This window comes from Amycolatopsis sp. NPDC059657 (assembly GCF_042734395.1).
Lineage (GTDB): Bacteria > Actinomycetota > Actinomycetes > Mycobacteriales > Pseudonocardiaceae > Amycolatopsis.
The window spans coordinates 1-11,201 of record NZ_JBHWEB010000172.1 but is presented as its reverse complement, the minus strand read 5'-3'; the positions used below and the strand labels follow the sequence as shown (position 1 = coordinate 11,201).

The window sequence follows — 11,201 nt, the reverse complement described above, 5'->3', positions numbered from 1 at the left end:
CCCCCACCGAGACCGCCACCCTTGAGCGCGTCAATCGCACTCTGAGCCGCCTTCTGCGCCTCCCGCTGCTGCGCCGAAGTATCCGGCCCCGAACCACTTCCCGAACCAGTACCACCACCACTGGGAGCACCCAACGAAGCCGTCGACGGCTTACCACCGCCACCACCCGACGAAGGATCACCACCCCCACCGAGACCGCCACCCTTGAGCGCGTCAATCGCACTCTGAGCCGCCTTCTGCGCCTCCCGCTGCTGCGCCGAAGTATCCGGCCCCGAACCAGTACCACCACCACTGGGAGCACCCAACGAAGCCGTCGACGGCTTACCACCGCCACCACCCGACGAAGGATCACCACCCCCACCAAGACCCCCGCCCTTGAGCGCGTCAATCGCACTCTGAGCCGCCTTCTGCGCCTCCCGCTGCTGCGCCGAAGTATCCGGCCCCGAACCAGTACCCGAACCAGTACCACCACCAGAACCCGACGACTTGCCGTCGCCCAGGCCGCCACCCTTCAACGCGTCGATCGCGCTCTTGGCCGCCTTCTGCGCGCCGGAGGTGTCAGGTCCGATGGAGGAGGCAGTCGGTATGGAACCGCCACCGCCCGAAGTGTCGCCTGCCTTCATCATGCTGTCGAGCGCACCGCCGACCGCCTTCTTCGCCTCTTCCAAGGCTTGCTGGCGGGCAGGGTCGGCCCCTTGCTTCAGCGCGTCGATCGCTTCTTGCGCCGCCTTCTTCGCTTCCGTCAATGCCTGCTGGCGCGCAGGGTCCACTGTGGACCCCGAACCGGTTCCACCCTGGCCTCTGTCGGCGCCACCGGAACCCGAGCCGGAACCGGAGCCACCCGGGTCACCGCTGCCGGCCCCACCCTTCAAGGCGTCGATCGCGCCCTGGGCGGCCTTCTTGGCATCCTCCATGGCCTGCTGACGAGTCGGGTCCGCGGACTTCTCGCTGCCTCCGGTTCCGGACTTGCCACCGTAGCCAGAGTCGCCGGTGCCGGTCCCGCCCCCAGAGCCGGCGCCCGTTTTCGACTCATCACCGGACCCGTCCTTACCATCACCGCTGAGACCGTCGATCGCGTCTTGTGCGGCCTTCTTCGCGTCGTCGAGCGCCTTCTGGCGAGCCTCGTCCTGACCGGTGCCGGTCTTGCCGCCCTCCTCGCCGGGTCCACCGGTGGTGGAGATCCCGCCGCCCGAAGCGCCGTCCTTGGTGTCGCCACCGTTCTTCAGCTTGTCGATCGCCTCGCCAGCGGTCTTCTTCGCGTCGTCGAGCGCCTTCTGCCGTTCCGCGTCCGCGCTCGACTTCCCGCCGGTCCCGCCACCAGTGCCACCGCCGGTGCCCTCACCCGTGCCCTTGCCATCGCCTGTACCGGTGCCGGAGTCATCGGGGTTCTTCAGCTTGTCGATCGCCTCGCCAGCCGCCTTCTTGGCGTCGTCCAGCGCCTTCTGCCGTTCCGCGTCCGCGCTCGACTTCCCGCCGGTCCCGCCACCAGTGCCACCGACGACCTCGGCCTTGGGATCACCTGCGCCGGTGCCCGACTCATCGGGCTTCTTCAGCTTGTCGATCGCCTCGCCAGCCGCCTTCTTGGCGTCCTCCAGCGCCTTCTGCCTGGCGGCATCCGTGGGGGATCCATCGCCGGTCTTACCGTCACCTTTGGACTCGTCGCCGAGCGCCTTGTCCACGGCGTCCTTCGCGTCCTTGAGCGCGGCGCGGCGGGCATCGGCTTCCCTCGAACTGCCTTCGGGTGGACTCTTCTTGATCAGCTCGTCGATTGCCCGGTCCGCGGCGTCCTTCGCGTCTTTCTTCGCATTCTTCTGAGTCTCGCTGTCGGTTGAACCCCCGCCGGTGTCACCACCCTTACCCCCGGTGTCACCACCTTTGCCGCCGCCGGTGTCACCACCCTTACCCCCGGTGTCACCACCCCTACCGCCGCCGGTACCACCGTTCCCCTTGTGTGCGCCGGACCCCTTGGGCGGCTGCATGGAACGCGCGTCGAAGGCGGTGAGGCCACCTCCGTTGCTCTGGTAAGAAGAAGCCAGGTCGAGCAGCGCACGCCGAAGCTCCGGCATCACGCGGCCATCGACTTCCTTCTGGACGACGGTCTTCATCAAATCCGCGCCGTCGACCTCGAGACCTGCCTTCGCGGCCAGGGCCAGCACACTGACGACCTTCGCGGCAAGCACCGCCACGCGGGCCGCGAACTCGGCCTGGATCTCGGCCGTCTTCGCCTGGAAGAAGGAGATCGACTTGCCGATCCCGTTCATTGCCTGGGGGTAGCCCGCGATCGAACTGCTGACCGCTTGGCTCCGCTTGAGCACCGAATCGGTGGCGAAACTCTGGAACGCATCACCCGCCGACCCCTGGAAGGAGAGGGTCAGCGTCTTGGCCTCGGCAGAAAACCCCTGCTGGAACTGGGAAAGCCGGTCGAGCGATGCCTGGAACGCGCTGCCGAGCCGGGTCCAGGATTCCGCGGCGCCCGCGTCGAGTGCGGAGCCCGCGGCGCTCTTGAACTGAGCGATGGTCCGGATACCGTCGACATTCAGCGCGGGAGCACTGCTGCTCTGCGAACCGGCGCCGGTCCCACCACCCTGCCTGGCACCAGTCCCACCGCGCTGCCCGGCACCGGACGTGCTGCGTGGCCCGTCGTAGTAAGGGTCAAAGCCGATTGGAGCGGTGTCTGAGGCGGGCCCGCTCATCCTGCCAGGTCCGATGCCGGTGAATTCATTCGGGACCGTCATACCGAATCTTCCTCGTTACTTCCAGTTCCGAAACCTGCGCGCGTCGCTGTGTGCTGCTGCCTTCACCCATGAGCCGGGTAAACCGCCAGGCCCACGCGGGCGCTGGCGGTCTACCTGACTCGGGAATAGCGGGTACCGGGGACTACATGCCAGGGATGAGGGGGACCGAGTCGTACCGCGGGGAGGCCTCCGTACCCGGGCCCGGCTTCGCGAAGCCTTTCGCGTTCTCGCCTGAGTTGTAGGCATCGATCTTCAGGAGGTTCACATCGTGGTAGAGATCCCGTTCCAGGTTCTCCGAGTTGTGCTGGTCGGTCTCCTCGAACGTGGTGGTGATCTGGTGCAGGCTGTCCTGGATGTCCCTGCACACCAGCTTCACGTCGATCGCGTGCTGGAGCACGCCGGTCTGGCGGTCGCGGACAAGCTGCTGCAGCCACGTCGCCGTTTCGAAGTTCCCGGCCTGCGTGTCGGACTGGCCGAGCGTGTAGAACGGCTGCATGTCGTCCATCAGCCCACCGATATGATCCGCGCTGGAACGCACGGACTGCGGGTCGACGTAGGTATGGTTTCCGCTATCGGTCATGGCTCACGCCTTTCGATCAAAAATAGTGCGGGGACGGGCGGATCATCGGGCAAAGCAGGCGGGGTGGACACCGGACGCCGGGGCTTTCCGGCGCCACCCCGCAGGTTCATCAGAACCGGCCGGCTTCGCGGCTGTCGGTGGTGCTCATGTTGCTGGCTCCCTTAGCCACGTTCCCGGACAGCGTGTTGAGCTTGGCGTTGCTCTCGTTCAGGTTCTGCTTGATCGTTTTGGCCTTCGTGTCATAGCTCTGCGACGAGGCACCCATGAAGTCACCCAGCAACTTCTTGACGTCGTTGGTCAGCTGCGTGACGTCGTGCTCGATGTTGCTGTTGACCTTGCGCATCTGGTTCACGCCATCGTCGAGGGCGCTGTACTGGTACTTGATCTGTCCGGTTGTCACGATCTTCTCCTATGAGGTATTCAAGCGATCAGATACAGGGGGCCAAGATCACAGGCCGCTGGAGCTTTCCTCGTCCTGCGACTGGAGACGCTGCGCGACGCTGTCCAGGGTGGTAGCCATCTCACGAAGGGTGTCGACGATCTTGGTGGTGTTGGTGTTCCAGTCCGTGTGCACGCTGGTCAGCTTGGTCATCATGGCGCCCTTGTTGATTGAGGTCAGCGTCTGGATGTTGCCGTCAAGGGTCTTCTGCTGGTTGGAGATGCTCTCCGCCGTCGAGGTGTGCCTCTTGGCCATCGCCGATACGTCAGCCGGTGTAAGCGTTGTTTGGTCGGACATTCCAGTTCCTCCTGTGTGGTTCTTCGAGTAGCCGCGCCCCGGCGCTGTAACTCTCAAGGAGCGACGGTGTCTTTAATTAGAGTTCTTAACCGGGGTCGTTTTCACCCGAACTCGGTTCCTGGTCTCCAACCCAGGGTTATCCCTCACGGGGACCCCCCACAGGTCAGGAACCCACCAACCGGCTGGTCAAAGCCGCGGCCGGATCCAGCGCGGGTCCGGTGGGAAGAAGGTTGAGCAAAACGGGGGAAATGCGCTTTCCGGACACACTTCCGTAACCAAGCGAGGCCGCCACGGAATCATCGGCGAGCGGGTACTTCACGCCGAGATCCGTGACCAGATACTCCGTTCCCGGAGCCGCGCCGGGCACCGGCCAGGAACTGACCAGCGCCCCTCCACCGGCCGGGACGACGATCTGATCAGCGGTGGCACCGGCGACCTGTTTGCCTGCCGGTGCCACCGCCTGGTTCTCGGAGGCGCGCGCGAGCGCCACCAGTGTGCCGACGTGGCCGCCGTCCGCCTGCAGGTCGAAGCTCATACACGGCTCCATGCCCACCCCGAGGTCGGCGATGGCGGGCGGTGTCGGCGGCAGGTCGGTCGCGTGTGCTTCGCCACCGACCATCGCCACCCCGGCGAGAGCGCCGGGCCCCACCAGTATCGGGCGCACCTGGTCACCGGGATATGCGTCCCTTGTGGACGGCGCGGCCAGCAGCATCGCCCCGACGGTATGACTGATCGGCAGCAGCCCGCTGCCGGTGAGCACGTAGAACTGATCGGACGTGATCGCGGGATTGCGCACCTCGTACACCTGGCCGACCCGCCCCGGCTGCCCGCCGACGGCCGGGCCGACGCCACCGATGCCGGGGATGGACGGCGGCTTCAGGTCTGCGCCAGCGGGAATCACGTTCAACCACGCCGGCGAGACGCGCACTGCCCTGCCGGTGTCGTAACCCAGCGCCTCCTGGGTGACCATGTCGGCGATCCGGTGGCGGTTTCCCCGCCACACCAGGTAGGCCGCTCCGTCCGGAGTGGACACGACCAGGCCCTGCTCGGCCGGGATCGCCACCCCGCCCGGCTGGTCGAGACGCAGGGTGACCGTCGCCGCACTTGACACGGTCAGGCCGTCGGCCGGTCGCGCGCACACCGTCCAGTTGCCGGCGTTGAGCTTTCCCGCCGACGGCATTCCGTCCGGCGCGCCCGGAATCCCGATCGGCGTCCCGACCGGAACACCGGTCAGCGAACTCTGGCTGACCGAGGCCAGCTTCGAATTCTGGCCGACCGCGAGCAACGCGGATGCCATGTTCAGCACCGGTCGCAACTGACCGCCGACGTAGACGTATCTGGCCCCGGACCCCTCGTCCAGCACAATCGTGCCGTCCACTCGCCAGCTGTTGTTACCGCCGGGGACGAACAACCCGTAAATGCCGAAAATGGCCATCAGCAGGCCGGCCAGCAGCACGCCCAACACTGTGCCGCCGTTGAATCGCTTGTTCGGGTGCTCGAGCACGTCGGGTTTGCCCTGCACCAGGCCCGCCACCAGACGGCCGACCACGAAGAAGTACGCCTGCACCTGATCTCGGCGAGACTGCATCAGCCGCTCAACCCCCGAATCGCCGCGTACACGTCGAGTACCGCGAGCAACAGCGGGATCACGGCGATCGCCGACAGGTACTCGAGAATGTCCACTGCCCGGCCCCAGTAGGGCCGCAGCCGCGCCTTCGGCAGGTAGCGGCTGAGCACAGCCAGCCCCGCACCGGCCACCAGCAGTGGAACCAGCACGACCAACACCCGGAAGAGCAACGGTTCACCGATCGCCTGGCGGAGCAGGATCGCCACGACCGCGGCGCACGCGGGGACGAGCAGTGACCAGCGTGGCAGCAGGCCGGACAAGTGCCTTGACCGCAGCAGCAACAGCGCGGCCACCACGGCGGCCATGATCATCTCCCACTTGCCCTTCGGCAGCACCAGAGTGACCAGCAGCACTGTCTGAGCCAGGCCATAACCGACGTACATCGCCTTCAGGTACCCGAACACGACGACGCTTCGCTCGATCACGACCCGATGCGGAACGGGATCGATGTCCTCACGCACTTCGGCCGCGTCAGTCGGCAGCATCGGCAGCTTCAAGCCGCCGAGCCGGAACGCGGTACCGGCCACGAACAGGCTGAGCACCAGGTTCACCGTGATCCCGATGGCGGCCGCGTGTGCCGCCGAATGCGAGCTGGCCGCCCAGATCACTCCCGGTATCAGCAGCAGGATCACGAACACCAGCGCGCCACCGAAGATCTGCGCGGCGTCGGCCACCGCGACCAGGCTGAGCACGATCGCCGCCACCACAGCCACGCCGGCGAGCACCGACCAGACCTCCGGCCCGCCCGGCGGATCGATGGCCATGGCGCCCAGCCAGCCGCCTGTCCCGGCGTAGATCACCCCGACACCCGCGAGCAGGGTCCCGTCCACGACGGCGCCGAGTGCCCGCGACACCGCGGCGGCGCACACCAGCAGCACCACCGCGAGCGACACCGGCAGTACCCACAGGGACGGCGCCCCGGCACCTGCCAGCAACGCACCCAGCCCGCTGAACAACGCCACACCGGTGGCCGCGCGGAGCATCCAGCGCGTCCGGACCGGGGTCCACTGGCCGGCGTCGGCCCGTACCCGTTCGGCCACACCGTCGACCAGGTCGTCGTAGTCGAGCGCGGCCATTTCCGCGCTGCGCGGCAGCAGGTAGACGGTTTCGCCGTCCACCAGGTTCAGCTCGGTGAACGACTTGTCCTCCGGCATCGGCGGCTCGCCGAGTCGTTGCGCGACCCAGCCTTCGTGGTCGACGCTCTGTTCCACCCACTCGGCCCCGAATTGGGACAATACCGACGGCAGCAGATCGACCAATTGCACGTCGCCCGGAAGCGCGACATCTACCGCCTTCTCGCCGAGAACGAACCTTAGCCTTGTCGGCACATTTGTGCGATGCTGTGTGCGTTCTTCCATTGAAGCCCCGGATTCTTCCTGGCGAAGCGGCAAACACCCTGGCGCGGAACCTAATGGTCGAAGACCACATTCATCAGATGAATGGCTGGTCAGAGACAACGTCTAGGGAAAACCTTCACCAAGGGAGAGCAGCAGTGGGAACCGAGGTATTCAGTCGTAAGGCGCGCCGTCCCGGCCCCGTCGCGCCCAGCGACGAGATCGAGCTGCAGCCACCACCCGCCATCCCGGAGAACACCGGCGGCGGGGTGAGCTCTGTGCTGCTCTACGCGCCGATGGCGCTGAGCTCCCTGGCGATGGTCCTGATGTTCGTCCGGCCGGGTTCCGGTGCGCTGGCGTATGTCGGCGCCGGGTTGATGCTCTTGTCCGCCATCGGCATGCTGGTGGCCCAGATGCTGCGCGCCGGTGTCGACCACAAGCAGAAGCTGCACGGTGACCGGCGCGACTACGTGCGCTACCTCGGCCAGCTTCGCGGCCGGATGCGATCGGCACTGTCCACTCAGCAGAAGGCCGCCCGCTGGACCCACCCGGACCCGCGGTCACTGTGGACGATGGCGATGAGCTACCGGTTGTGGGAGCGCCGCCCGACGCACGAGGACTTCAGCGAGGTCCGGCTCGGCCTCGGCAAGCAGCGCAGCTCGACCAAGCTGCTTCCGCCGGACTCGAAACCACTGGAGGACCTGGAACCGCTTGCGGCGCACGCGCTGCGCCGGTTCCTGCGCGCGTACTCCACTTTGGACGACGCGCCGATCGCCGTCTACCTGCGAGGGTTCGCCAGGCTCCAGGTCCGCGGTAAGCCGGGAGACGTGCGAGGTGCGGCCAGGGCCATGCTCGCCCAGCTGGCCACCGCGCACGGCCCAGGCGACGCACGGATCGCGGTGTGCGTCTCCGACGAGGCCCGCTGGCACTGGGACTGGGTGAAGTGGCTGCCGCACAACCAGAATCTTGACGCCCAGGACGCGACCGGCACCCGCAGGCTGGTCGCCGACAGCATCACCGAGCTGGAACGCCTGCTCGGTGGCAACGAATTCACCGGGCGCCCGTCTTATGAGCCGGAAAGCCCGCTCTCCGCGTCCGAACCGTTCGTGGTCATCGTGCTGGACGGCGTCTCGCTGCCAGAAGACCACCGGATCTCCGAAGAGGGCTACCGTAACACCGTCATCCTCGACCTGTCCGAAACGCTGGCGTGGCAGCAGCGCCCGCACACGCTGTACCTCGAAGTCGCCGATGACCGGCTCAGCACCGTCGCCTTCGACCGGCTCGGCAAGCCGGCGGGCACCCCGCTCTGCAACGCCGACTCGCTCAGCGTCGACGCGACGGCCGCGCTCGCCAGGATTCTGGCCCGCTACCGCGTCGGTGAGGCCCAAGACAACGAAGAGCCGCTCGCCAGCGACTACGAGCTGCCCAGCCTGCTCGGGCTCAGCGACCTCCGCACGTTCGACCCGGTCAGCTACCGCCGAGCCCGGTCCAGCGCGCGCAAGCGGCTGCGGGTGCCGATCGGCATGACCTCCACCGGCAGCCCGATCGAGCTGGACATCAAGGAGGCCGCCGAGGGCGGGATGGGCCCGCACGGGATGCTGATCGGCGCCACCGGTTCCGGCAAGAGTGAGCTGCTGCGCACGCTGGTGCTGTCGATGGTGGCGACCCACTCCTCGGAGGAACTCAACCTGGTGCTGGTCGACTTCAAGGGTGGCGCGGCGTTCCTCGGCTTCGACGAGCTGCCGCACACGTCGGCGGTCATCACCAACCTCGAGCACGAGCTCGAGCTCGTCGACCGGATGCAGGACGCGCTGACCGGTGAGCTGAGCCGCCGCCAGGAACACCTCCGCGCGGCGGGCAACTACTCCTCACGCCGCGACTACGAAGCCGCCCGCGCGCAGGGTGCGCCTCTGGAGCCGATGCCCGCGCTCTTCGTAGTGGTCGACGAGTTCAGTGAGATGCTGTCGAGCAAACCGGAATTCGTGGAGATCTTCGCGATGATCGGACGGCTCGGCCGAAGCCTCGGCGTCCACCTGCTGCTGGCTTCGCAGCGGCTCGACGAGGGCAGGATCCACAAGATCGAAGGCCACCTGTCCTACCGGATCGGCCTGCGGACCTTTTCGGCCATGGAAAGCCGCAGCGTGCTCGGCGTCCCGGACGCCTACGAACTGCCCAACAACCCCGGCAACGGCTACCTGCGCTCGGACACGCAGACGCTGATCCGGTTCAAGGGCGCCTACTGTTCGGGGCCGTATCACGCGCCGACCGGCAAGCGTCGCCGTCGCTCCGAGATCGAACAGCAGCTGGTTCCCTTCGGCACTGAGTATCTCGCGCCCCGCGTCCCGGCCAAGGCCGAGCAAGAGCCCGAACCGGACGAGGAATCGCAGGGGACGATGCTGGAGGTGCTGATCGCGCGGCTGCGTGGCATCGGACCGCTCGCCCACCAGGTCTGGTTGCCGCCGCTGAAGGTGCCGCCGTCACTGGACCAGCTGCTTCCCCCGCTGGTCGACCACCCCGAGCTCGGACCGCGCCCGATCGGGGAATACAACGCCTCGACGCTGACCGTTCCGGTCGGCCTGGTCGACCTGCCCGTGCAGCAGCGGCGTGAGCTGCTGGTCGCCGAACTGGCGGCGGGCAACGGCAACATCGGCATCGCGGGCGGCCCGCAAAGCGGCAAGAGCACCTTGTTGCGGACGCTGATCAGCTCACTCGCGCTGACCCACACCGCGGCCGAGATCCAGTTCTACTGCCTGGACTTCGGCGGCACACTCAGCTCGCTGGCGAAGCTTCCGCACATGGGCAGTCTGGCGCCCCGGCTCGACCGCGACAAGGTCACCCGCACGGTGATGGAGATGTGCAACCTGCTCGCCCGCCGCGAACAGCTCTTCTCAGAACACAACATCGACTCGATGGCGAACTACCGCAAGGCACGCCGCCGAGGCACCTTCACCGACATCGATCCCTACGGTGACGTGTTCCTCGTCGTCGACGGCTGGTACACGATCCGCCAGGACTACGAGGAGCTGGAGGACAAGTTCAGCGAGCTGGCGACCCGCGGGCTCGGCTTCGGCATCCACCTGGTGATCGCCACCAACCGATGGTCGGAGATGCGGCCGTGGCTGCGGGACGTGCTCGGCAGCAGGTTCGAGCTGCGGCTCGGTGACCCGATCGAGTCCGAGGTCGGCAGCCGGATCGCCGCGACCGTACCCGCGATCACGGGCCGAGGGCTCACCAGGGACGGGAAGCATTTCCTCACCGCGCTCCCCCGCATCGACGGTTCCAGCAGCGTCGAGGACGTCGCCGAAGCCACCGTGGACCTGGCCGAAGCGCTCGCGGTCCCGTCGGCGCCGCGTGCGCCCAAGGTGCGGCTGCTGCCGCACGAACTCGAGGTACGCGAACTGCCGGTTCCGATGTCGTCAGCGCCGGAGATCGACATGACGATGGCGTTGGGCATCGAGGACGGCCAGCTCGGTCCGCAGCTGCACGACTTCGACGCGAACCCGCACCTGATGATCTTCGGAGACGCCGAGACAGGGAAGACGAACCTGCTGCGCCACATCGCGAGCAGCGTCGCCGCCCATTACCGGCCGGACGAGGGCCGCGTGATGCTGGTCGACTTCCGGCGGGAGCTGCACGACGCGATCCCGCAGGACAACCAGGTCAACTACACGGTCAGCGCTGACGCGCTCACGGAGACCGTCACGGAGATGGCCGAGCTGCTGTCCACCCGCGTGCCGGGAGCCGACATCTCCCCCAGCAGGCTGCGCAACCGCGACTGGTGGACAGGCGGCCGCCTGTTCATCCTGATCGACGACTACGAACTGGCCGACACCGGCGGCTTCAACGATCCGCTGCAGCCGTTGCTGCCGTTGCTCCCGCACGGCGCCGACATCGGCCTGCACCTCATCGTCGCGCGCAGCGCCTCCGGTGCCTCCCGCGCCATGATGAGCCCGGTGCTCCGGCGCATGTGGGAACTCGGCACCGCGGTGGTCATGTTCTCGTGCCCCAGGGAAGAGGGCATCTTCCTCGGCAACGTGCGCCCCAAGACGTTGCCGGTCGGCCGCGCCCAGTTCATCAACCGCCGCCGTTCGGTGAACCTGGTCCAGACCCCGGTCATCCGCCACTGACCGGCTCCTGAACCTGGCGTGGGGGGTGTTGGTGTGGGGGGGGGGGTGGGAGGGGTGCGGAG

Annotated in this window: 6 protein-coding genes and 1 pseudogene; 1 reads left to right on the top strand and 6 read right to left on the bottom strand. The window is 67.2% G+C overall.

Annotated elements, in window-relative coordinates; genetic code table 11:
* The 6 genes and pseudogenes from ACFV15_RS44790 to eccD form a co-directional block, all read right to left on the bottom strand.
* Nucleotides 1-2,735: pseudogene (locus ACFV15_RS44790) on the bottom strand (hypothetical protein); the annotation flags it as partial.
* 142 nt (nucleotides 2,736-2,877) lie between these two features.
* The gene (locus ACFV15_RS44785; protein ID WP_378359158.1) at nucleotides 2,878-3,315 is read right to left on the bottom strand and encodes a hypothetical protein; all 438 of its coding nucleotides are present in this window, start codon (nucleotides 3,313-3,315) and stop codon (nucleotides 2,878-2,880) included.
* Between the two features lie 109 nt (nucleotides 3,316-3,424).
* The gene (locus ACFV15_RS44780) at nucleotides 3,425-3,715 is read right to left on the bottom strand and encodes a WXG100 family type VII secretion target (protein WP_378359157.1); all 291 of its coding nucleotides are present in this window, start codon (nucleotides 3,713-3,715) and stop codon (nucleotides 3,425-3,427) included.
* Nucleotides 3,716-3,763: 48 nt separating this feature from the next.
* Complete coding sequence (locus ACFV15_RS44775) at nucleotides 3,764-4,051, bottom strand: WXG100 family type VII secretion target (RefSeq protein WP_378359155.1); 288 nt, start codon at nucleotides 4,049-4,051, stop codon at nucleotides 3,764-3,766.
* 163 nt (nucleotides 4,052-4,214) lie between these two features.
* Nucleotides 4,215-5,639, bottom strand: coding sequence for a type VII secretion protein EccB (gene eccB / locus ACFV15_RS44770; protein ID WP_378359153.1), 1,425 nt, complete (start codon nucleotides 5,637-5,639; stop codon nucleotides 4,215-4,217).
* Nucleotides 5,639-7,006: a type VII secretion integral membrane protein EccD gene (gene eccD / locus ACFV15_RS44765; protein WP_378359151.1), complete on the bottom strand. Its 1,368-nt coding sequence runs from the start codon at nucleotides 7,004-7,006 to the stop codon at nucleotides 5,639-5,641. The genes eccB and eccD overlap by 1 nt, the downstream gene beginning before the upstream one ends.
* 164 nt (nucleotides 7,007-7,170) lie before the next feature.
* Between eccD and eccCa the strand changes: the two genes are divergently transcribed.
* Entirely contained in the window at nucleotides 7,171-11,139 is a 3,969-nt protein-coding gene (eccCa, locus tag ACFV15_RS44760) for a type VII secretion protein EccCa (protein WP_378359150.1), read from the top strand.
* Nucleotides 11,140-11,201 lie beyond the last annotated feature (62 nt).